This window comes from Pseudomonas sp. SST3 (assembly GCF_003325755.1).
In genome coordinates this window covers 1-18,912 of sequence record NZ_QORI02000005.1, presented here as the reverse complement: position 1 = coordinate 18,912, position 18,912 = coordinate 1, and the positions used below count along the sequence as shown (strand labels likewise).

The window sequence follows — 18,912 nt, the reverse complement described above, 5'->3', positions numbered from 1 at the left end:
GTCAGATAGTGTTTTCAAAGGGCAACGCTGCGAGCCAGCCACGCGTCGGCGGCTTGCAGCGCTGACATCCCATCGCGGCAGATCGAGTGATCAAGTTCGCTAATGACTTCGTTGCCTGGACTGAGGCGGTTCAGTTCCTCGAGCAATGCCGCGGGCATATCGCGGGCAAATGGCTCGCTCACGATCAGCGTTGCGTCATCCTGGCCACCGAGCAGCCCCAGGGGTTCGTCCAAGGGGCGAATGCGGTGTGAGTGATGCAGGAACTGCGGATGCCAGAGTGGCACGACGCACCATTCGCGCCGTGCATGGGCTTGTTCGTAGCGCACGAAGCAATCGGCCTGAGTACCGTTCTCGAAGTGATATCCGAGCCGATCGAGGCCGTATTGCTGGACAATCGCCCTGGAGAAGCGGCTGATGCCGGCGCCGGGATTGATGCCCTGGATCAGCCGCGTCATTCGTGTAGCGACCTCGGGGCGAAGGAGATCCGCGACGCTCTGTACCGCGTCGACGGGAACATAGTCCGGCACGCCCCAGATGCAGTAAGGCCGGTACAGTACGCCGAGCGTGCGTGTTTGCGCGGCATAAGGCGCCAGGTAGTCTCCATGGCTCGCCGGCAGCCAGGCCGAGGCCAGCATGTCGACAGCGCCGGCACCATAGCGGCGGAACATGTCTTCATGTGGCGCGGCACTGACCTGAACCTCATAGTCGTGGCGTTCAAGTACGCGCTGCACCAGCGCGGCACTCGCCGCATGAAAGCTCAGGTCGATGTAACCGAGACGGATGATCGGTTTCATGGTTTCACCTCGCCCGCAGACGCGCGTCTCGGGCACAGTCCGAAGTCAACGTTTTTCCGATTGCAGCTGCGTAGGCGGAGGCCGTCTCAGTGCGTAGGTGCCGGCGCTGCATCGATTTTTACCCGCAACAGGCTGTAGGGCTTGCTACGCAGGTCCTGGCCACCGTTGAAGCCAGGTGAGCGATGCAGCTGGTTGGCGGTGAAATACAGGTAGCCGTCCGGGCCGATGGAAAGGGTGTCCGGCCAGAGCACCCGCGGGTCATGGACAATGGTTTGCCACGTGCCGTCAGGCAGGCGCTTGCGAATTCCGTTGTGTTCGTAGTCGGTGGCGTAAACGGCACCCTCGGCATCCGCCTCGAGGCCATCGGAGGCGCCCTTCTCACCCAGGTTACGCACGGCAGCCTGCAGCTGTGCCTCGCTCACAGCTGGGTCGCGCAACAGTGCAGTTGACACGGCGTACAGGTGGCGACTGGACAACGGAGAGAAATAGAGGTCTTTTCCATCCGCGGATAAAGCGATGCCGTCGGAAGCCACCCCCAGCGCCTTCGGCTTGCCATCGGTGCCTTTGGTCAGTAGCGCCGGTCTGCCCTCCACGACCGGCACGAAGTCCGGGTCGACAGAGGTCTGTGCTGCGCCGCTCAACCGACGGCTGGCTTTACCACTGGCGATATCCATGACGATGATGCCGCCAGGGCCGGACACGGATGAATCGGTCACGTAAACCGTGCCTTGCTTGCCCACCCGGAAGTCGAAGCGCATGTCGTTGACATAGGTGGTGGGCAGGATCACCTCAGGTGGAAAGACCAGGGTCTTGACCACCCGGTTGCTGGCCAGGTCGATGGCGACCAGCTTCGCGCCGCCTGGACGCGGCGTGGCGAACTCCGGCGCGGCTGTGTCCAGCACCCAGATACGCCCCATGCCGTCGGCGACCACACTTTGCACACTGATGAATCCCTTGGCCGGGTCGTCCGGATCTTCGGTGTTGATGGCTGCATTGGGGTACGGCTGAACCCTCCCGTCTCGAATTTCACCCACTGTGAAAGGCACGGCGTCGCCCCAGCGCGGGAAGTTGACGAAGATACGCCCGGTCTCGCTGACGGTTACGCCGGTGGGCATGGCGTCATGGAATGCAAATACCTGATCAATCACCCCAATCGGCCGAGCCGACGCAGCGCTCGCCGGCAGCGGCTGGAGTTGCGTGGCGAAGGTGACTGGACTGGCGAGCGCCAAGGCCAACAGTGTGTGGCGAAACCGTTTTTCGATGCGCATGATGAGTCTCCTGCCCGCGCGGCGGGCGCTGGTCCATGGATAAGTCAGAAGCCTTCCAGAACGATCTTGCCCATGGCTTTGCCGCTTTCGATCAGTGCATGGGCACGCCGCAGGTTGGCCGCCTCGATGCGGCCGAAATGCTCGCCTACAGTCGTCTTAAGCACACCGGCGTCGATCAGCTTCGCCACACGGTTGAGCAACTGATGCTGCTTGATCATGTCGTCCGTCCCGTACAGCGAGCGGGTGAACATCAGCTCCCAGTGCAGCGCCAGCGACTTGCGCTTGAGCGGCACCACATCGAGCACGGCCGGATCGTCGATCAGTGCCAGATGGCCCTGGGGCCGCAACACCTCGACCAGTTGAGCAAGGTAGCTGTCGGTGTGGGTGAGGCTGATCACGTGATCCACCGCCTCGATACCAATGCCCTTTAGCTGCTCGGCCAGCGGCCGGCTGTGGTCGATCACATGATGCGCACCCAGGGCGCTGACCCATTCCCGGGTTTCCGGGCGCGAAGCGGTGCCGATCACCTGCAGGCCGGTCAACTGGCGGGCCAATTGCGTCAGGATCGAACCCACGCCGCCGCCGGCACCCAGGATCAGCAGACTCTGCCCTGCTCCACCGCCCTCGCTCATGCCGAGGCGGTCGAACAGCAGTTCCCAGGCAGTGATCGACGTCAGCGGCAAAGCGGCGGCACTGGCATCGTCCAGGCTGCGCGGCTTGCGCCCGACGATGCGTTCGTCGACCAGATGCAACTCGCTGTAGCTGCCTGGACGGTCGATGGCGCCGGCATAGAAGACTTCATCGCCGGGTTGGAACAGCGTTACGTCGGCGCCTACGGCACGCACTACGCCAACCGCGTCCCAGCCGAGCACCTTGGGCTGCTCGGTAGCACCCTTGCCAGAACGGACCTTGGTATCGACCGGGTTCACCGCGATGGCCCTGACCTGCACCAGCAGGTCGTGCGGCCCTGGGGTAGGTTCTGGCAGCTCACTGTCGAACAATGCTCGAGGGTCGTCGATTGGCAGGCCGTATTCGGTGAAGACGATAGCTTTCATGTGGGCAATCCTTGAAGGTCAGGTACAAGCGAAACGTAGGGGCATCTTCGTCTTCCCATACCCCTGGAAAAAGGCTCAAAATCCGCCAGCACTTTCACCACAGGTGTGAAAATGGTTCGGTTCGAAGATCTTCAGCTTTTCGTGCGCACAGCCGCGCTGGGCAGTTTCTCCAATGTCGCCCGCGAGGTCGGCCTGCTGCCGGGCCAGGTGGCCGCAGCGATCAAGCGCCTCGAGCGTGACCTGGATGTCCGTCTGTTCGCTCGCTCCACGCGCAGCCTGCGGTTGACTGCCGAAGGTGACCAGTACCTGCCGTTTGCCCGCGAGGTGCTGGATACCTTGCGCGAAGGCCAGGACCGGGTGCGCAGGGAAAGCACTCAGCTGCATGGTTTGCTGCAGGTCTCCGCGCCGTCAGATCTCGGCCGTAACCTACTGCTGCCGTGGCTTTCCGAGTTCCGTCGTCAGCATCCGGCGCTCAGCCTTCGCTTGCTGATATCGGATCAAGTGGCCGACGTATTTCGAGACCCGGTGGACGTTGCGCTGCGCTACGGTGTGTTTGACGATGCGAGTTGGGTAGCCTTGGCGCTGGCTCCCTGGAATCGCCGCGTTTTGGTAGGCGCCCCGCACTACTTGGAGCGTAACGGCAGGCCCCAAACGCCCGCCGATATTGCTCAGCACCATTGCCTGCTGTATTCGCTCAACGGACGCGCGCATGACCGCTGGCGGTTAGGTGATCAGACGGTACAAGTCACTGGCCCGCTGTACAGCAACGACGCCGACATCGCGCGACGCTTGGCGGTCGCGGGGGAAGGGTTGGTCTACAAATCCTGGCTCGACGTACACGACGACATCGAGGCGGGACGGCTGGAGATCGTGCTGGCTCAGTATCAAGGCGAGTCCACACCACTTAACCTGGTGTGCCCGCATCGCAAGCAATATTCGCCGGCCGTTCAGCAATTGCATGCACTGTTGCGCAGTCATCTCGATCCGCTGAAGCAGGAGCTGCCGCCTCTCGCGTCTGATCCTGGCCTGATCGCTTGAACGGCAATGCTAGATAGCAGCTGCCAGAACCAGTATCGCATCCCACGGTTCTGGCGGCCGAGACGCTACGGCTTCAAGCCAGCAACGACAGCTTCATCACGTCGAGCGTGATATGCCCTTCAAGCGTTTCGGCCAGCTCTCGAAAGACCGACCCTTCAAGATGGTCTTGTAGCGCCGCCTCGTCTCGCCAACGCTCGATCATGACCAACCTGTCCGGCCGCTCGCTGTCTTCATGCAGCTGGTACTGGTCGCAGCCAGGTTCCTTGCGGCTTCGTGCGACAGCTTTGCGAAGCGCCGCTTCGGCCACTTCACGGCTGCCGGGCTGTAGCGTAATCGTGGCGACCACAATGATCGGGGTGTCCATGAATCAGTACTCCTAAGGGTTGATGTTTCGGGGCATGCCTGACCGGCATCCACACGATGGTGCCGGCCTAGGTACAGCAGGCGATTTGGAAGATTGGAGGTTCTGTTATCCGGCCAGACGAGTGAGCTGGGCACGCTAACAACTGTGCAGCAATTGCCGTTACTGCTGCACAGCCGTTGCGATACACGCCACTCCAACCCACCCGCGCCAGCGGACCACTCAGTCAAGATAGCCAGGAAGAGCGGGCAACCGTGCGTTGTCAGCAGGCTCATGTTGGATGATGAAGGTCACGCCTTCACGGCTGGCCAGCTGCTCCAGCTTTTCCGACGATTCCAGTGTCTGGTCGTGGCTGAAGTTGAACGTCGGGACCTGATTTCTCAGCCTGTTCTCGGTGAAATGCCACTTTCACCAATATTGTGAAAATGGTGGCCTGCCAGCAGCACATGACGAAGGAATAGTTCAGCCAGGTTCAGATCGAGACACATACATGAGGCCGATCTGAACCTGCTGAACTAGGGTTTCGAAGCTGCGCGCCGATCCGGCGACAGCCGCCCACCAGCGTCATACACCCGATACGCTATCCGATTGGGTATCCGCCGTTCTAAGGCCGCCGATCCTGTCGAAGGCCACCAAGTCATTAAAGCCTCCAACATGGTTACCCTCGATATAGATCTGTGGCACCGTACGCCGGCCGGTCCGGGCGATCAGCGCGGCGCGCTGATCGGGGCTGGCTCCGACGTCGATCTCCGTGACGTTAACCCCTCGGCGGGATAGCAGCGCTTTGGCTTGGATGCAGTAGGGGCAGCCGCTAGTGGTATAAAGCGTAGCGTTCACGCTTTTACTCCTCTGTAAGCGGCTGGACTGCCGGAAAGTCAACGTCTGTCTGGGCAACGTTGTTGAGGTAATTGGTCAGTGTCATCAGGGCAATCTGCGCCACGATGTCGACTATTTGAGCATCGCTCAGCCCCCGCCGCCCGCGCCTCGGCCAACTGTTCGTCGCTGACCTGCCCGCGGCTTTCAGTCACCTGCCGGGCGAATATTGCAACCGCGTCCAGGCTGCCACGCCGCGCCAGCTCGATGGCGGAATCGTCAAGGCCCGCCTTGCGGCCGAACAGAGAGTGCGCGGCGAGGCAGTAGTCGCAACCGTTCGCCTCCGAAGTCGCCAGCGCAACGGTTTCGCGTTGGCGTGCGCTGAGGGAGTTTTTGCCAAGTGCTTGAGAGAGCGCAAGGTAGCCGCCCAGCGCAGCCGGCGCGTGAGCCAAGGTACGAAAGGCGTTAGGCACACTGCCAAGGCTTTTCTGAATGCCAGACAGCAACGGGCGCGCGGCATCAGGGGCGTGTTCGATAGATACAGGGGTAATCCGGCTCATGGTGGTTCTCCTAAGTTCAAGGTGGCTGGGCCTGTGCGCCAGCCTCGAACACATGATCAGCAAAACGACTTTTCAAATGGCGGCTGATCGTCGACCTTATGCTGCAGATCGTCCAAACCTGTGAGGCCACATGGACCGCTTGTCCGCTCTGCTCACCCATTTCCGCCTACACGCCACTACCTATTACAGCGGCGGCCTGTGCGGCACGGCCGAATACGATGGCCGAGATCGGCAGGGCCATCTGCACCTGCTGCGCGCCGGGCGGGTGCGTATCCAGGCCGAACGGTTATTGGTCTACGAAATTGAAGAGCCTACGCTGATCCTTTTTCCACGCCCGGCACCGCACGCTCTAATCGCCGACACTGCCGATCATGCGGAACTGGTCTGCGCCTCGCTGACGTTCGACGGCGGTATCGACAACCCGCTGACCCTCGCCTTGCCGGGTCACTTGCTTTTGCCGCTGTCGCAGCTACCGAACCTTGCCGGCAATCTCGAATGGCTGTTTCAGGAAGCGTTCAACGAAGAGTGCGGACGATTCGCGGTGCTCAACCGACTGTTTGAGCTGATGCTCATTCAATTGCTTCGTCATCTGCTGGCGACCCGCACCCTGTCCACGGGCCTTATGGCCGGCCTCGCCGATCCGCGGCTGGCCCGCGCCCTCACCCTGATGCACGACGCACCGCACCAGGCCTGGTCGGTGGAAACCCTTGCGCAAGCTTGCAACATGTCCCGGGCCGGTTTCGCTGCGCGATTCCATGAAATCGTAGGCAGCACACCGGCTGACTACCTACGTGGCTGGCGGGTCAGCCTGGTCCTAAAGCGTCTGCGCGAGGGGCGGCCGATTGCACTCATCGCCGATGAGGTCGGCTACGAAAGCCCGTCGGCTCTATCGCGTGCCTTTCGCCGCAAGGTCGGCAAAAGCCCACGCGAATGGCTCAGCGCGACACAGGCAAGTTAGCGAGCGAGCACGTACTCGCAGCGGTAGGGTTTTTGGTAGTACTGCCGAATGAGCGACCCCACCTTCGGAACCCGTATCATCCAACGACCAAACCGTTGGGTGGCAACGGCAGCGCCGTCTTGTAGCGCACCTGCTTCAGCGCGAAGCTCGAGCGAATATTCGCGACGCCGGGAATCTTGGTCAGGTGATCGAGGATGAAGCGCTCCAGCGCCTGGATGTCAGGCACCAGCACGCGGAGCAGGTAATCGGCATCCCCTGTCATCAAATAGCATTCCATCACCTCCGGGCGTTCGGCGATGGCACTCTCGAAACGCGCCAGCGCATCGACTACCTGCTTCTCCAGGCTGACGTGAATGAATACGTTGACGTTGAGCCCCAGCAGCTCAGGAGCCAGCAGCGTGACCTGCTGTCGAATCAGCCCCAGCTCCTCCATGGCCTTGACCCGGTTGAAGCATGGCGTTGATGAAAGATTGACTGCGCGCGCCAGCTCAGCATTCGTGACGCGGGCATCCTCTTGCAGTCGGTTGAGAATGCCGATGTCGATCCGATCCAATTTACGCATTTCAAATATTCCTCATAAATACCATATAACAGAATATTTTCCTGCAATTAGAAACAATCTAGGCCATTTAGGAAAGCTTCTCCGCCTCGGTCCCCTTAGGCTGTTCTCAACACGAATAGCTATTGGAGGCCACGGTGATGACCTGCCCGCACAGCCTAACTACCGAAGCACGAAACACCCCGGTATCCAGCCGTACCTTATTGACGCCTCGACTCAAGGGCATGGTGCTGTTGCTCTTGGCGATTCTGGTGTGGGGCGCGAACTGGCCGGTGATGAAGGCAGGACTTGGCCACGTCACACCCGTCTGGTTCTCAGCCAGCCGCTTCGCACTGGGCGCCTTGTGCCTGTTCCTTCTGCAGCTGCTGACCGGCACCCTCTATCGACCCAGCCGAGGCGACGTGCCGCTCCTGCTTAGCGTCGGGCTCCTGCAGATGCTCGCCTTCACACTGCTCGGCGCGCTGGCCATGACCGATATCCCGGCGGGCCGCTCGGCCGTACTCGCCTACACCACCCCGCTGTGGGTGACGCCACTGGCAGTGCTCGTCTTTCGTGAGCGGCTGGTCCCTCGTCAGCTCCTCGGCGCCGCCCTCGGCATGTTCGGCGTAGCCGTCTTGTTCAATCCGCTGACGCTTGACTGGAATAATGCGAGCCTGGTGCGCGCCAACCTGATGTTGCTCATCGCCTCGGCCTGCTGGGCGCTGTGCATCCTGCATCTGCGCTACGCCAAGGTTCGCGCCACGGCCTACCAGCTCGCCCCCTGGCAGATGCTCGTCGCTACGGTTCCTTTGCTGGCACTAGCGCGAATCGTCGAAGGGCCGTTCACAGGCGATGGCTCGGTGGCGTTCTGGCAGATCATTCTGTTCGTCGGCCCGCTGGCTACTGCCTTCTGCTTCTGCGCCGTCAACGCTGCGAGCATGTGGTTGCCCGCGACCAGCATGTCGCTGGCCATGCTGGGCGTACCCCTGGTGGGCTTGATGAGTTCGGTGTTCTGGCTCGGTGAGACCTTGAGTGCCAGTCTCATAGCGGGAGTACTTGCAATCTCTGCGGGAGTTCTCCTTGCGATCGTGAAGACACGGGCCAAGGCTACATCGTGAAGCATGTCTCACTGTTATAAGCGCTTCGCCTACCTGCAGAGCGGGCGCTTTCGGCCAAATGCTGCCTCCGGCAGCTACCGACCAAAGCCTCCACAGAATTCCATCCAAATACTCATTGGCGCCTAGCCCACGGGGCAAACAGGGCGCGCAGCAGGCGGGATAAGAACTTGGGTACATCAATCTCGGCGATCAGCAGAGCTGAAAAGATGAGAGCTGCACCGGCCAGGGTTCTTCCATCCAAGGTTTCGCCAAGGAGCATCGCTCCCGCGAATGCTGCGAAGATGGGCTCGAACAGGTAGGTCAGGGCTACTTTTTCTTCTTCGAGATACTTCTGCGCAGCACTCTGAACCGCGTACATGAAGGCTGTGGCGAGCAACGCGCAGAACAGAACTCCTTCCCAGAAGGAGGAATCCATTGGGGCCCATTCGGCCCTAGCGTCGAAAAGTGCAGCAAAAAGGCATCCAGTAGCGCAGGTAGCCAGCGCAGTGATGACCGTAAGCATCGAGTCGTACTTATGCGAGAAGAAGCCAACCGTGAGCACATATGCGGCAAAAAAGACTGCACAGCACATGATCCAGATGTCACCTGGATTCAGAGTAAGCCCGGCCCTCGTAACGATCAGATAGAGCCCTGTCAGCGCGACGGCGCAGCAGAGCCAGATTCGAGGCTCGACGCGCTTCCGAAAGAGAGCCCACTTGAAGACCGGGATGAGCAATACATCCAGGCCAGTGATGAAGGCGGTGTTGGTGATGCTGGTGTGCTGAAGCCCGACAGTCTGGAAAATGTTACCCAAACACAAGGGTAGACCTATGGCCACGCCGGCCAGGAGCGTTTCTTTGTTGATCAGTTTCAGCCGTCTGAAAAAGATCACGCAAAGCACTAGCGTAGCGAGTGCGAACTTGTACCCCAGGAATACGAAGGGTGACCCGTCCGCAACACCCACTTTGGTGAAGGCAAACGAAATCCCCCAGAACGCGGTTCCGAGGATTAACAGGCATAGATATGTCTGACGAACAGGCATGCGAAAACCATCCATTCAAATTGGAGTGGTTAGAGCATGCGGAGAGGCCGCAAGAAAGCCCGAGTTTGCCTTCAATCTCTTCTCTAACGTTAAGGCAAGTCGGTAAAGCGCTTTCATCTGCCGCTATTAATCAATCTGGGGCAGCAGGCTGTCAACAGGTGCTACAAACCAGTCTGCAGCAAGCTGCCATCGACAGATGGCTACAACATGGCACCCGATGCACTGTCGCCAGCTTCCGCTTCTGGCCGCTTTGAGCCCATCGCATCAGGCAAAAGTCGACCAAAAGCGGACTTCTACTTCTGGCGAGTGTAAAAATGGGGGACTACCCGCCACTGCAAACCCCTAGGGTTGAACCATCATGCCCCGCAACACTTCTTGTACTTCTTCCCCGAGCCGCAAGAGCAAGGTTCGTTTCGACCCTGTTTTGGCGCATCGGTGTTAGGCCCTAGGAAAGGAAGGGCATTCAGGAACTGCTGCTGAAGCATCTTGGCGAATCGGTCTTCCACGCAAAAATTGATGTAGTTTTTTGCCACCCCATGTCCGCCTGCGGCAGCAGCTTCTAAGAGCTTAAGGCCCCGCTCCTTGTCTTCTTCTAATTCTTTGCCTTCATAGAGCCAACGGCCAAGTAGATATTCGCTGTGGTGGCAATCTCTAGCGATACCATCTTCAAGGCACTGCTCGGCCTTCTCTGGTGAGTAAAAGGGCGATTCCTTTTCGAGATGCAGAAAAGCTAACCCAGCGTAGGCAGTGATTTCACCCCTAGATAAAGCTACCTCAAACATTGCCAAGGCATCTTCGAACTGCCCCTTCTGACGCAGATGATCACCGTACAGCGCACAGGCGGAGGGGTATCCACGCGTTGCTGCAATTTCCAATGCCTTTACACCCAGGCGATGACTCTCCTCACCCTCATTCTTATCAAAAGTTAGTTGGCCATATCGGTATAGAGCCTCTGTATTCGCCAGCTTAAACAGACAAGCCTCTTTCCCGCCCTTTAAATGTATCTCGCTAAAGCTAAACCTATCGAGCCCTGCACTGATCTCAGTGGCTGCCCAGTACAGCTCAGCAGCCATTCGGACGGTAGTATTCTTATGCACGTCCTCACTATAACCAATAAGTAGTGCCTTACTGTTTATCGGGGCCATCGACTGAGCTTCAAGAATTAGGCCAGCAGCCATCTTGGCCTCAAAGTCCATGGTCGTTACCGCCTTCCAGAGAGTCTGCTGACTGGTAAAATCGCCGACTTCGACGGTGGTAATGGCTGGTAACTTCTCGCCTCTGTTGAGCAGTAGGAACATGCTCTCGAATATCCCCACCAGAGTCTTCCGAGCATCTACTGCGCTTTGTAGATCACCTACCCCATGAGCTTCTTTGCTGCCTGACTCTCCTGAGCCTGCTGTGCTGGTTCCTTGTGAGTGGACTACTGCGTTTCCAGCTTTGCGAATGGCATGCAAATCAGAGCGCAGGCTATGGTCGATAATCTGGCTCGCAGACAACTGGTTGATTGCGTCGTAGAGAGCAACTTGGTCGATTTCCACTTGGAAGCGCTTGGCCAGCATCGAGGTTAAATGCTCAACCACAATCCGAAACTGGGTTTTTGCATAGTCCGGATAGGCAAACATCACGTCCAAGGCACGGCGGTAGTGCTCTCCCGCCTCCGGCACAAGATTGATGCAGAGCTCTACATCGGTCATCTCACGTCTGATATTCAATCCACTCGTCCTTGGGTTCGCGAAATGAGCCTAGTCTGCAGCAGCGGTAACTATTCGGCCATGGCCTGAAGCAGCCTAGCTTTAGTAGAAACTGGATGAACGACATACTGCTTATGCCACTTTTAAATTATGGGTTTTGGATCGGACACTCATTAGATAGCCAGCCGAACGGCCTCCGAGGCGTTAACCATAAGCTGTATAAAAATACAGTATAGCCTATTGCCTTTTTAAAGCGGAGCAACTTAGAATAATGAACAGAACAACAACCTGAGGAAAAAACATGTCTATCCTAATTCTTAACCGCGAGCGCGACGAAGTCGGCGGTCAATACCTAGTAGCAAGCATTCACGGTGTGGAACACTGCGTATCACTTGATGATGACTATCCGGAGCAAATCCCAGATTCAGATGATATAGTCCACCGCATTAATGCAGATGACTTCAATGAGCTTTCAGAGAAGGTACGCTCCTACGTGCGCAAGCACAGCATCGCCCCCATTCACTCACTCGATGACGTTAGGCTGCTTGCGATGCAGCTCGGCGATATGAAAGCAAAGACCTACGAAATCGACGAAGAAGGTCTTGGCCTCACGCTCCGCGACTGTAACATAGATAAAGGTGTACGCACCCTAGTTCGTAAATTTAATAGCACATATCAGGCATATCGCTGGCTGACCGAGCAACTGGATATTTTGGATTTCAATGCGCCACGGTAAGCGTGCAAGCGCTAATGTCCCGCCATTGCATTCCTAATCAAAAGCCGCATGCAACCGAGGCGCGCTATAGATAAAGACGTTTATTGACTAAATTGGCTTCAATGCGACTCGGTTAGACGTTGGCTTTATTGTAGATCGCCTGATTAACTTGAAGGCTGCTCACTTCAAATCTTTACTGTCTCGGTAGCCTTTCATTTACTAATGCCCGACAACCGACGCACGCTTAAAGATTGCACCAACAAAAGCGCATGGATTATGGTTCATCTACAGCAGACGAACCGGCAGGCGCAGGGTTGGGCTTCAGCCTCAGACCATTTAGCCAAAACCACCCTAGATCCATTGATCGCATCCGCATCGCCCAACAGAGCCTGTTCACGCAGCTCCACATAGCGATTTCGAATTATGATCGGATCAACCAATCCAAGAAGCGGGTTTGCTTCCCTGATCTCGTAATAGTTGACACCCCGCGCCTGCCCGCTCAGCTCCATCACTCTCAGCGATGGCATACCGATTCCAGCATAAAGGCGTTGCAACTCGTCAGGCTCACCATCTCGACGCAGTCAGCCCGGGGAAGAAGGTTGTCCATAAGATTGAAGATGTCTGCAGAGTTGCTCATGCTGCTGCCCATCGATGATCGTGTCTGACCATTTTCAGCGGCCATGCGACAACCTGTGTCGCACACAAACAAGGACGTAACTGTGGAACAGCTGCTTCGCCATGAACTCATTCTTGGCCTTCTCCCGAACAAGGAAAGCGCTCTCGATAGCAATGCTCCCCTGCTGGCTGCGAGCTGTATTCGTCATGCACCTCGCGCCACTCGCTGGAGTAGGTGAACAAGCCATCAGGCCCCGGCTCGTTGGCGAAGTAGGCGGCGCTGAAGGGTTGCAACGGGTGCTCCTGGGTCAGCGCTGGCAGCAATGGCTGGCCGTTGGCCGAGCGCCAGCCGCTGGCCAGGTGGTCGCGCAATTGGCCAATCAGCACCGAGGGCACACGCTCGCTGTTGTCGCGGATGTTGCGGCCCACCCAGCTCACATACAGTTGTTTTCGCGCCGACAGCACGGCCTCCAGCAACAGGTAGCGGTCATCTTCACGTCGCGACCTATCGCCAGGGCGGTAGTCGTTGCGCATCAGGTCGAAATCGACCGGTGATTGCTGGCGCGGGTAATCGCCATCATTCATGCCCAGAAGGCACACCACCTTGAACGGAATCGCCCGCATAGGCATCAGGGTGCAGAAGTTCACCGCGCCGGCCAGGAAGCGCTGCGACAGGCCGCTATCTTCGATACCGCTGAGCCAGGCCTCGTGCACCACGCTCAGCGGCAGTGGCTGCGCGAACTGCGCCACCTCGCAGGTGCGCAGCCAACCTTCGAGCAGCTTGAGCAATTGGTTGACCAGCAGTTCCTCTGTATCGTTTACCGGGCGGAAGAACACCTTCAACAAGGCTTGCAGGCGCTCTGCCCATTGCACCGGCGTGGCCGGTTGCTGGAGTTCCTGAAGGGCCACTTCCAGGTGGTCGAGCAAGGTCAGCAGCGGCCCGGCCAGGGCAGCTTCCAGCCCCGACACTTCGTCGTAGGGTTCGATGCCGTTGAGCTGAGGCGCTCGCCCAGCAGCGTAGCCCAGCAGCATGCGTCGCATTCCGAAGCGCCAGGTGTTCTGCTCGAGGCCCGCCGGCATGCCCAGGCTTTCGCGCTGCTCGGCATCGAGCCCCCAGCGCACACCGGCACCGTCGATCCAGCGTTGCAGTGTGGGTACGTCGGCTTCGTTGATCGTGAAACGCGCGCGCAAGGCCGGTACGTCCAGCAGGTCAAGAATGTCGCTGGCAGCGAAGCGGCTATGGGGCAGCTTGAGCAGGTGTTCCAGGGCAATCAGCAGCGGCTGGCGGCCGCGCTGGCCTTGGTCGGCCACGGTAAACGGCAGGTAGCGCGAATCACTCCTTGGCACCTGGCCGAACACTGCCTCGATGTGAGGGGTGTAGGCGTTGATGTCCGGCACCATCACGATCACATCCCGTGGGCTCAACTGCTTGTCGGCGCTGAAGCGGGCGAGCAGTTGGTCGTGCAGCACCTCCACTTCGCGCTGCATGCTGTGCACCACGTGAAAACGCAGCGAGCGGTCGGCGGTAGCGTCTACCGCCCCCCAGGCTTCGCGGGTTTCCGGCAACGGGCGCAGCTCAAGAATATCGCTTTGCAGCTGGCCTAGCAGGGTTGCCGTATCCGGCTCGGTGAACAGGTCGATACGCCCGCCATTGAGGCCATCGAGCAGGTGGCGATAGCTGCCGGGCTCGTCGTGGTAGTCGAGCAGGTTGATGTAGTCGCGCCCCTGCTTACCCCAGGCGGCGAGCAAGGGTTGGCCGTGCTCATTCGCAGCTGCGGCAACCTCACGGGCAGGTTGGCGGCGGTAGTGGTGCGCCAGCAAGTCTTTGTCGGCAACGATATCGCCCCAGTGGTGCCGGCAAGGGTTGTGCACGCACAGCAGCACCTGGCTGTAGCGGGAAAGCTCTTTCAGGGCTTCGAGCACCTGCGCAGGCATCGAGGAAATGCCGAACACCACAACCCTGCGTGGCAGCCCCTTTGGCGCCTGGGCAGCGCTGCGCAGGTGGGCGACGAAGCGTTTGTGAACCCCGGCGCGGCTTTGCTCGAGCGCGCCCTCGCCAACGTCGGCCAATACCTCGCGCCATAGCTGCGCCTGCCACAGGTTCGGCGCATCCAATGGCTGCACAGTGCCCTTGATGTGTTGAAGTTGATCCCGCCCGGCAGCCCAGTCTTCGAGCCAATCGGCGCGGTACACCTGGTATTGGTCGAACAAGTCCGCCAACCGCTCGCACAGTTGGTGCAGCTTGCGCTGTTCATCGTCCTTTTCCAAAAAGCGCTGCAGGCTTGCGAAAACCGGGTTCGTGAGCAAGCTGGGCAGCAGGCGCATCAGCCGCCAGCTCAGCGCTGCCTTGTCCAGCGGCGAGGACTGCGGCGTGGTCTGCGCCCCCAGCACCCCGCGATACACCTGCCACAGAAAGCGCGCAGGCAACTGCACATCCAGCGCCGCAGCAATGCCGCAGCCACCCTTGTGCGGGTCTTCGGCCAGCGCCAGTTTCAGCCACTGGGCGATACCGTTGCTTTGCACCAGCAGCACCTCGTTCTCCAGCGGATGTAGCGGGTGGCTGCGCATCCACTGCACTGCAAGGGCTCGCAGTTCTTCTAGATGATTGCCATGGATGACAACAAGACCAGGCTGATGCTCCTGCATAGACACACATCCCTCTAGGTACGCTGGAGTGAAAGCTAATCAACGCATGCGACACCCTGTGTCGCACGGGATCTTTCACGGAAGAAGCAAAATGACGTCGTTGAACTGAGGCAGCGATTGGAGAAACGCTCCGGCAACTTCAAATGACTTCAAGCCGGTAGGTATCGGCGTCATCGACCAACTCAAAGAACAGCTCGCCATCCGAAGACCGAGGGCTGTCAGATGCGGAGGACCAGAACGAAGAGTGCTGCGTCGCATAGGTACAAAGCGCGGCCACCAACGGATGAGCCTTCCACAGCTCGGTCAGCTCACGTCGATGCAGGCCCGGCATAAAGAGCGGTGCAAGCTTCTGCTTTTGATCCAACGAAAGCTCAGCCAACTCCTGCCCATGCTGACTGATCCACTTGCTAATCAAGCGAATGTCGCTGTGGTAGCGCGCATCGGTCACCTGAAGCTGAGCAATACGGATTTTCTGTGGTTCTACAACAACCCTGCAGGCAACGTATTCATCACCATCAGCCAGCGGAGCACTGGCATTCAGCAAAGCGAGTTCAGGGGTTGGGCTGGCGTAAATTGCATGCCGGCGGGACGGCATATTTCTCGGCCGAAGAGACTCCCAGAGGTTGTCGACCACGTAGGGAACATTGCTGGGTATTCGCATCGTTGAGTGACGACGAAGATCTTTTTCCGCCCTCCCCACTTGGCTGGCAGGAATCGCCCGATAAAGCTCCATTTAAATCTCCTTATGGGGAAACCCGGGGAAGCGGCAGAGGGGGGAGATCTGTATCTACGTTGTAACCGATCATGAAGAGGGCTTTCTCAAGCTCTGCAATGGAGCCAATGCTTGGGTTGTAGGCCATCACCTGCTGCAGCAACTCTCCTGCAAGCAACACCTGTCCCGCCCATAGCTGGCACTGAGCGGCATTGAGCTTGCGAAACTTGAACGCCCCCAGCGATGGATCTCTATTCGTCGTGTCGCCTTGTCCGGCCCCCCACCGAAAGGATAAATCAGCAGGGACGCTAGGTACGCCAGAACGCATGAGTGAATAACGGGCGAGCAATCCAAGTGCAGCACCAACGCGGCCGTCGTAGATAATGATGTGGTCAGGGTCGGCAGCCGCGTAGACCTTTGTCATAGCGGAATTCATCAGGAGTTCCTTGCCATCGAATGCAGCAAGCCCTTGAGCAGATCCAGGTTGAAGCAGTTGGACTGCATGCATGATTGATTGGCATAGCGTTTTTTTAGGTACTGATCCTCGACCCAAGCCAGAGATTTATCACCAGGGCGACGCGCGACGCCCCCCAGTGGAATATAGCCAGGCATGCATCGCGGGCAGTTGCTTGATCACGCACAGCTAGCGCTTGCCGTAAACGGGCAGCAATGCATTGGGACGAATTAGGCTTAGGGCTATCAGGCCAGGAGTAATGGAGAAAGGCCTCCTGAAGCGAATGACACCACCAATGATGAACCGCTGAGGCAATACGCCCTTTCCAAGGCTTCCAGCTCTGATGTTTGCTAATGCGAAAGCTATGCAGCAGCCCTGCCTCCGAAGCATCTCCCACTGGGAACAAACCACGCATCTCCCCCAGTGCCTCTGGCCTGCCCCATAAATCAGCCAGGTACCGTGCAAAGGCCTTTTGATTCCCAGTCAGACTCATTCCCTTCCTCTTAGTCCTAACCCCAGCACCTATTGATATCGCTGCAGGGGCATAAAGCCAGCATGCTATGAGCTTTTGCATACTTGTTGAATAGCAACATCCGATGCATGCAACTCTCTGGCCCACAAGCTTCCCTGGCTGATCGCCAGATCCCGCCAGAAACGAAACAGCAGCCCATCTGGATCCGGTGGAGACTCGAAGGTAGAAAAGTAAAATTCAGCAAGTCGCTCAGTCGCCAGCACCAGCCCCCTCATGGCCGCCCACTGCAGCCAATACAAGCCAAGTGCTGGATCATACTCGGGTGATGTCTCATCCAGAGCCAACCTGCCAAGTGAGAAGCACGCCATCAAGTCCTGCTCGGCCGCTCCACGCTTGTACCAACTGATGGCTTTGCCATGATCGACGATGACACCCTCGTCCCCACGCTCATACAAGCTCCCTAATGCTTGCGCAGCACAGGGAATCCCTGCTTCGAAAGCCTGCTCGTAATAGTCGATGGCCAAGCCCGGATTGACCACCAGCCCCTTGCCATAAAAGGCCAGCTCGGCGAGGTTGAATAGAGCCTCTGAGGCTCCCATCACTGCCGCAACCTTGAATAACCGCCTGGCCAGCGCAGGGTTCGGCTTCAGCCGCAGACCATTGAGCCAAAACCACCCTAGATCATTGAGCGCATCCGCATCGCCCAACAGAGCCTGCTCACGCAGCTCCACATAGCGATTTCGAATCCTGATCGGATCAACCAATCCAAGAAGCGGATTGGCTGCTTTTATCTCGTGATAGGTAACACCCGCCTGCCCGCTTAGCTCCTTCGCTCTCAGCGATGGCATTCCAATGCCAGCGTAAAGGCGTTGCAACTCGTCAGGCCCAGCTAGATCGACGTCTTCAGCCAGCGGAAGAAGGTTATCCATGAGATTGAAGACATCCGCAGATTTGCTCATGCTGCTGCCTCATCGATGATCGTGTCTGACCATTTTCAACAGCCATGCGACAGCCTGTGTCGCACACAAGTAGGGATGGAAGTGTGGAACAGCTACTCCGCCATGAGCTCATCCTTGGCCTTCTCCCTAGCAAGGACAGCGCTCTCGATAGCAATGCCATTCACCAACGAGTAGCCAACCAAGGCGTCCAGGTTGATAAACGCACCATTCAACGTGACCTCAGCGAACTCGAATAGAAATTCCCCCATGTGCACAGCAGGCCCAAGGGCAAAGCAAAACTGTGGTGGGCAGAGAAATCGCTATCGCGACTGAGCATGCTGCCAACAGATGCGATGAACCTCGTCATGATCATGGAGCACGCTGCTAGATTCGGAATGGCGGCGCAGGTAGAAAATCTGGCGCCCCTTCGGGATTACGCGACATCACTGTTGAAAGGAAACCGGCCTAGCCAAGACTGCTCAGGCAAGGTCATCAGCAACACCCGCTTCGTTGTCCTGGAACCAGGTCAGGTGAAGCCAGAGGTACTGGAGGTTGTCCAACAAGCACTTCTGCATGATGGCCTTATCGGCGCATCGGATGGCGGCACTGTACGAACAAGGTTGAATGCGACACAGGCTGTCGCATACCCAACCCATTCTGTCTCCTGTCATCTGACCATGGAGACTCAGCTATGACGACTTACTTTGCCTTCCTGCAACGCAGGACACCCAATGCGGGCCCACGCGCTAACTTTACAATCACGGTACAGGCCGTCAGCTCCGAGATGGCTCGCGTCACGGCAGAAGCCCAATACCCCGGTTACAAGTGCGCAAACGGCCCCGTGCAGGTGCGCTAAAGATGAACAACGCGCATCGCAAGCGCATGCAGCCTAGCGACTATCTGTACCACCTTTTAAACCAAGGTGACGATACCGAAAGCGCTAAGACAGAAACGCACCAGAAAGCTCTCAATCTACGGGAACAATACTCGGTAAGCTTCGATATCGCCTTGATCGCAGAAACACAAGCCGAAGCTCAGCGACTAGCGTAAGCGTACGCCGAACTCACCTTGCGCGACTCAGGCCGGCGCCCACTGATGCGGCAGCAGTTGGCCGATCTCACTCGCCCGCTGCGTCGGCAGCCGTG

The 18,912-nt window shown here is 58.3% G+C and carries 18 protein-coding genes and 2 pseudogenes; 5 read left to right on the top strand and 15 right to left on the bottom strand.

Going from position 1 to position 18,912, the window contains the following annotated elements:
• Nucleotides 1-14 precede the first annotated feature (14 nt).
• The 3 genes from DQ405_RS06495 to DQ405_RS06485 all read right to left on the bottom strand — a co-directional run bounded on the left by DQ405_RS06495 (nucleotide 15) and on the right by DQ405_RS06485 (nucleotide 3,117).
• Complete coding sequence (locus DQ405_RS06495) at nucleotides 15-794, bottom strand: glycine betaine ABC transporter substrate-binding protein (RefSeq protein ID WP_015275844.1); 780 nt, start codon at nucleotides 792-794, stop codon at nucleotides 15-17.
• Between the two features lie 86 nt (nucleotides 795-880).
• On the bottom strand, nucleotides 881-2,062 hold the full coding sequence (locus tag DQ405_RS06490; RefSeq protein ID WP_015275843.1) for an L-dopachrome tautomerase-related protein: 1,182 nt from the start codon (nucleotides 2,060-2,062) through the stop codon (nucleotides 881-883).
• Nucleotides 2,063-2,106: 44 nt separating this feature from the next.
• Nucleotides 2,107-3,117 carry a zinc-binding alcohol dehydrogenase family protein gene (locus tag DQ405_RS06485; RefSeq protein ID WP_168423443.1) on the bottom strand — a complete coding sequence of 337 codons (1,011 nt, stop codon included), beginning with the start codon at nucleotides 3,115-3,117 and terminating at the stop codon, nucleotides 2,107-2,109.
• A gap of 111 nt (nucleotides 3,118-3,228) precedes the next feature.
• Here DQ405_RS06485 and DQ405_RS06480 point away from each other — a divergent pair, with 111 nt between their 5' ends.
• Entirely contained in the window at nucleotides 3,229-4,155 is a 927-nt protein-coding gene (locus DQ405_RS06480; protein WP_015275841.1) for a LysR family transcriptional regulator, read from the top strand.
• 73 nt (nucleotides 4,156-4,228) lie between these two features.
• Here the strand turns inward: DQ405_RS06480 and DQ405_RS06475 are convergent, their stop codons facing one another.
• The 3 genes and pseudogenes from DQ405_RS06475 to DQ405_RS06465 all read right to left on the bottom strand — a co-directional run bounded on the left by DQ405_RS06475 (nucleotide 4,229) and on the right by DQ405_RS06465 (nucleotide 5,889).
• On the bottom strand, nucleotides 4,229-4,519 hold the full coding sequence (locus DQ405_RS06475; RefSeq protein ID WP_168423442.1) for a putative quinol monooxygenase: 291 nt from the start codon (nucleotides 4,517-4,519) through the stop codon (nucleotides 4,229-4,231).
• A 561-nt stretch (nucleotides 4,520-5,080) separates the two neighbouring features.
• A complete protein-coding gene (gene grxC, locus DQ405_RS06470; RefSeq protein WP_168423441.1) occupies nucleotides 5,081-5,353 on the bottom strand; it encodes a glutaredoxin 3 in 273 nt (90 codons plus the stop codon).
• 4 nt (nucleotides 5,354-5,357) lie between these two features.
• Nucleotides 5,358-5,889: pseudogene (locus DQ405_RS06465) on the bottom strand (carboxymuconolactone decarboxylase family protein).
• 130 nt (nucleotides 5,890-6,019) lie between these two features.
• Between DQ405_RS06465 and DQ405_RS06460 the strand changes: the two are divergent.
• On the top strand, nucleotides 6,020-6,847 hold the full coding sequence (locus DQ405_RS06460) for an AraC family transcriptional regulator (RefSeq protein WP_015275837.1): 828 nt from the start codon (nucleotides 6,020-6,022) through the stop codon (nucleotides 6,845-6,847).
• A 76-nt stretch (nucleotides 6,848-6,923) separates the two neighbouring features.
• Here DQ405_RS06460 and bkdR read toward each other — a convergent pair whose 3' ends face one another.
• Nucleotides 6,924-7,409 (bottom strand): Bkd operon transcriptional regulator BkdR, encoded by a 486-nt coding sequence (bkdR, locus tag DQ405_RS06455; RefSeq protein ID WP_015275836.1) that lies wholly within the window; start codon nucleotides 7,407-7,409, stop codon nucleotides 6,924-6,926.
• A 137-nt stretch (nucleotides 7,410-7,546) separates the two neighbouring features.
• Here bkdR and DQ405_RS06450 point away from each other — a divergent pair, with 137 nt between their 5' ends.
• The gene (locus DQ405_RS06450) at nucleotides 7,547-8,503 is read left to right on the top strand and encodes a DMT family transporter (protein WP_015275835.1); all 957 of its coding nucleotides are present in this window, start codon (nucleotides 7,547-7,549) and stop codon (nucleotides 8,501-8,503) included.
• Between the two features lie 112 nt (nucleotides 8,504-8,615).
• Here DQ405_RS06450 and DQ405_RS06445 read toward each other — a convergent pair whose 3' ends face one another.
• Nucleotides 8,616-9,524, bottom strand: coding sequence for a DMT family transporter (locus DQ405_RS06445; protein ID WP_003291567.1), 909 nt, complete (start codon nucleotides 9,522-9,524; stop codon nucleotides 8,616-8,618).
• A 356-nt stretch (nucleotides 9,525-9,880) separates the two neighbouring features.
• Nucleotides 9,881-11,236, bottom strand: a complete 1,356-nt coding sequence (locus DQ405_RS06440) for an SEC-C metal-binding domain-containing protein (protein ID WP_015275833.1) — start codon at nucleotides 11,234-11,236, stop codon at nucleotides 9,881-9,883.
• A 280-nt stretch (nucleotides 11,237-11,516) separates the two neighbouring features.
• On the opposite strand from DQ405_RS06440, the gene DQ405_RS06435 reads away from it, so the two are divergent.
• Nucleotides 11,517-11,951, top strand: a complete 435-nt coding sequence (locus DQ405_RS06435; protein WP_003291593.1) for a hypothetical protein — start codon at nucleotides 11,517-11,519, stop codon at nucleotides 11,949-11,951.
• 795 nt (nucleotides 11,952-12,746) lie between these two features.
• Here the strand turns inward: DQ405_RS06435 and recC are convergent.
• The 6 genes and pseudogenes from recC to DQ405_RS06405 all read right to left on the bottom strand — a co-directional run.
• Nucleotides 12,747-15,191, bottom strand: a pseudogene (gene recC / locus DQ405_RS06430) (exodeoxyribonuclease V subunit gamma); the annotation flags it as partial.
• A gap of 139 nt (nucleotides 15,192-15,330) precedes the next feature.
• Complete coding sequence (locus DQ405_RS06425; RefSeq protein ID WP_038663134.1) at nucleotides 15,331-15,924, bottom strand: hypothetical protein; 594 nt, start codon at nucleotides 15,922-15,924, stop codon at nucleotides 15,331-15,333.
• Nucleotides 15,925-15,934: 10 nt separating this feature from the next.
• Complete coding sequence (locus DQ405_RS06420; RefSeq protein ID WP_051605106.1) at nucleotides 15,935-16,339, bottom strand: hypothetical protein; 405 nt, start codon at nucleotides 16,337-16,339, stop codon at nucleotides 15,935-15,937.
• 576 nt (nucleotides 16,340-16,915) lie between these two features.
• Nucleotides 16,916-17,788 (bottom strand): tetratricopeptide repeat protein, encoded by an 873-nt coding sequence (locus DQ405_RS06415; RefSeq protein ID WP_038663137.1) that lies wholly within the window; start codon nucleotides 17,786-17,788, stop codon nucleotides 16,916-16,918.
• A 92-nt stretch (nucleotides 17,789-17,880) separates the two neighbouring features.
• Nucleotides 17,881-18,036, bottom strand: a complete 156-nt coding sequence (locus DQ405_RS06410; protein ID WP_168423440.1) for a hypothetical protein — start codon at nucleotides 18,034-18,036, stop codon at nucleotides 17,881-17,883.
• Nucleotides 18,037-18,246: 210 nt separating this feature from the next.
• Nucleotides 18,247-18,423 carry a hypothetical protein gene (locus tag DQ405_RS06405; RefSeq protein ID WP_168423439.1) on the bottom strand — a complete coding sequence of 59 codons (177 nt, stop codon included), beginning with the start codon at nucleotides 18,421-18,423 and terminating at the stop codon, nucleotides 18,247-18,249.
• 202 nt (nucleotides 18,424-18,625) lie between these two features.
• On the opposite strand from DQ405_RS06405, the gene DQ405_RS06400 reads away from it, so the two are divergent.
• Nucleotides 18,626-18,817 carry a hypothetical protein gene (locus DQ405_RS06400; RefSeq protein WP_168423438.1) on the top strand — a complete coding sequence of 64 codons (192 nt, stop codon included), beginning with the start codon at nucleotides 18,626-18,628 and terminating at the stop codon, nucleotides 18,815-18,817.
• The last annotated feature ends 95 nt before the right edge of the window (nucleotides 18,818-18,912 follow it).

Bases quoted from the DNA above. Each gene is read 5' to 3' on its own strand.
- DQ405_RS06415 (WP_038663137.1), bottom strand. From the start codon at position 17,788: ATGAGCAAATCTGCGGATGTCTTCAATCTCATGGATAACCTTCTTCCG.
- DQ405_RS06425 (WP_038663134.1), bottom strand. From the start codon at position 15,924: ATGGAGCTTTATCGGGCGATTCCTGCCAGCCAAGTGGGGAGGGCGGAA.
- DQ405_RS06485 (WP_168423443.1), bottom strand. From the start codon at position 3,117: ATGAAAGCTATCGTCTTCACCGAATACGGCCTGCCAATCGACGACCCT.
- bkdR (WP_015275836.1), bottom strand. From the start codon at position 7,409: ATGCGTAAATTGGATCGGATCGACATCGGCATTCTCAACCGACTGCAA.
- DQ405_RS06400 (WP_168423438.1), top strand. From the start codon at position 18,626: ATGAACAACGCGCATCGCAAGCGCATGCAGCCTAGCGACTATCTGTAC.
- DQ405_RS06405 (WP_168423439.1), bottom strand. From the start codon at position 18,423: ATGGGTTGGGTATGCGACAGCCTGTGTCGCATTCAACCTTGTTCGTAC.
- DQ405_RS06435 (WP_003291593.1), top strand. From the start codon at position 11,517: ATGTCTATCCTAATTCTTAACCGCGAGCGCGACGAAGTCGGCGGTCAA.
- DQ405_RS06445 (WP_003291567.1), bottom strand. From the start codon at position 9,524: ATGCCTGTTCGTCAGACATATCTATGCCTGTTAATCCTCGGAACCGCG.
- DQ405_RS06460 (WP_015275837.1), top strand. From the start codon at position 6,020: ATGGACCGCTTGTCCGCTCTGCTCACCCATTTCCGCCTACACGCCACT.
- DQ405_RS06495 (WP_015275844.1), bottom strand. From the start codon at position 794: ATGAAACCGATCATCCGTCTCGGTTACATCGACCTGAGCTTTCATGCG.
- DQ405_RS06480 (WP_015275841.1), top strand. From the start codon at position 3,229: ATGGTTCGGTTCGAAGATCTTCAGCTTTTCGTGCGCACAGCCGCGCTG.
- DQ405_RS06490 (WP_015275843.1), bottom strand. From the start codon at position 2,062: ATGCGCATCGAAAAACGGTTTCGCCACACACTGTTGGCCTTGGCGCTC.
- DQ405_RS06450 (WP_015275835.1), top strand. From the start codon at position 7,547: ATGACCTGCCCGCACAGCCTAACTACCGAAGCACGAAACACCCCGGTA.
- DQ405_RS06420 (WP_051605106.1), bottom strand. From the start codon at position 16,339: ATGAATTCCGCTATGACAAAGGTCTACGCGGCTGCCGACCCTGACCAC.
- DQ405_RS06475 (WP_168423442.1), bottom strand. From the start codon at position 4,519: ATGGACACCCCGATCATTGTGGTCGCCACGATTACGCTACAGCCCGGC.
- DQ405_RS06410 (WP_168423440.1), bottom strand. From the start codon at position 18,036: ATGGGGGAATTTCTATTCGAGTTCGCTGAGGTCACGTTGAATGGTGCG.